This window comes from Janthinobacterium sp. BHSEK (genome assembly GCF_056174685.1).
In genome coordinates this window covers 1-2,138 of record NZ_JBWBYV010000103.1, presented here as the reverse complement: position 1 = coordinate 2,138, position 2,138 = coordinate 1, and the positions used below count along the sequence as shown (strand labels likewise).

1 protein-coding gene is annotated in these 2,138 nt (G+C 65.5%); it reads right to left on the bottom strand.

The window, feature by feature from the left end; genetic code table 11:
- Positions 1-40 precede the first annotated feature (40 nt).
- Positions 41-2,138: non-ribosomal peptide synthetase (locus AC0V2Y_RS26460; protein WP_475418394.1), on the bottom strand; the 2,098-nt coding region annotated here is incomplete at its 5' end.

Sequence of the window (2,138 nt, the reverse complement as noted above, 5' to 3'; positions counted from 1 at the left end):
ATGGTATTTATCCTTATGGTTATCGTTGTATTTGTTGTGCTTACACGGCGCGCTTGACGCGGTTGCCGCGTTGCGCCGCCATCCTGCCTTTGCGCATTTCGGCGCGCGAGACGCTGTCCGGCAGACGGGTGACGACCTCGCTGTCAGAGGCGCCGAGGAAAGCGGCCAACCGGGCCGGGCTTGCATACTTGAAGTAATCGGCGATCGCCAGCCGCTGCGGGTAATGGGTCGATAGCAGACTGTGCAGCTTGACCACCAGCAGCGAATTGCCGCCGTGCTCGAAAAAGTTGTCGTGGATACCGACCGTTGCCTTGTCCAGCTTGAGCACCTCCGCCCAGGTGCCGCACAGCAGCGTCTCTGCTGCGTTGCGCGGCGCCACATAGTCCGCATCGCTGCGGCTTATCTGCGGCGCGGGCAGAGCCTTGCGATCAATCTTGCCATTCGGCGTCAACGGCAAGGCGTCGAGCACCACAAAGGCGCTGGGCAGCATGTAGTCAGCCAGTTGCTGCGCCAGCGCCACGCGCAGGTCGGACGCGACGAGGCTGGCGCCGTCGTGCGCGGTCAGGTAGGCGATCAGGCGCTTCTCGGCCGAACTGGTACCGCCATCGCGGGCGATCACCAGCGCTTCGCGCACGCCGGTACAGGCCAGCAGTCTCGCCTCGATCTCGCCCAGCTCAATGCGAAAACCGCGGATCTTGACCTGATGGTCGTTGCGGCCGACGAATTCGATGTTCCCGTCCGGCAACCAACGCGCCAGGTCGCCGCTCTTGTAGAGGCGCGCGCCGGGCCGCTCGCTGAACGGATCGGTGACGAAGCGCTCGGCCGTCAATTCCTCGCGGTTGAGGTAGCCGCGCGCCACCTGCACCCCGCCGATATGCAGCTCGCCGGTCACACCCTGCGGCACCGGCCGCAGATGGCTGTCCAGCAAGTAGACCGGGGTGTTGGCCAACGGTTTACCGATCGGCATGGTTTCGCCGTGCGCCAACTCATAGCGGTAGAGGGCGCTGATCACGGTCGCCTCGGTCGGGCCATAGGCGTTGAAGAAGCGGTGACGTGCGCCCCAGTGGTCAGCCAGCGTCGGCGGCAGTGCTTCGCCACCGGTGATGAGGGTCTGCAGGACGCCGAAATCGGCATCGTGCGGTAGCGCAGCCAGCACCGAGGTCGGCATGCTGATGTGGGTGATCGCATGGCGCTGCATGGTGCGCAACAACGGCTCGCCGACCATCAGGTCCTGGCGCGAGGCCAGGAACAGGCTGCCGCCAGCGCACAGGGCCATCGTGATTTCCGAGACACAGGCGTCAAAGCTGAACGAAAAGAACTGCAGGACGCGGCTGTCGCCGTCGGTGCCGAAGCGGTCGATCTGCGCCCGGCTGAAGTTCGACACGCCGGCATGACTGAGCATCGCGCCCTTGGGCTGGCCGGTGGAGCCCGAGGTATAGATCACGTACGCCAGGTGGCTGGCGCACAGGCCCAGCGCCACGGGATCGGGATTGGCGACGGCGGCGGCGGCAATGACGGGCTGGTCCTCGCCGTCAAGCACGATCTTGCGCGGCGACGATGCGAACTTGTCCGCCAGCGCGGCCTGGGTCAGCAGGGCAACGGGTGCGCTGTCCGCCAGCATGTAGGCGATGCGGTCCTGTGGATAGGCGGCATCGACCGGAACATAGGCGCCGCCGGCCTTCCAGACGCCGAGCAGCGCGACCATCATGTCGATGCCCCGTTCCATGCAGATGGCGACGCGATCGTCAGGCTGGACGCCGAGCCCAATCAGGTAATGCGCCAACTGGTTGGCGCGGGCATTTAACTGGCCATAGCTCAGCGTCTGGTCCGCATAGCCCAGCGCCAGTGCGCCAGGGGTGCGGGCGGCATGGGCCTCGAATTGCTGGTGGATCAGCTCTCCCGGTGGATAAGCGGCGCTGCTGCCGTTGAACTCCACCAGCAGACGGTGCGCCTCGGCGTCGCCCAGGAAGTGCTGTGTGTCGTGAGCGGCGTCCGGGTCGTCCGCCATCGACTCCAGCACGGCCAGGTAGTAACCGAGGATGCGCTCCGTCTGTATTCCGCCCAGCTTGCCCGGTTTCAGCTCCAGATGCAGGCCGCGCCGCACGTTGTAGTTGATATTGACCCCCAGGTCGAGACCC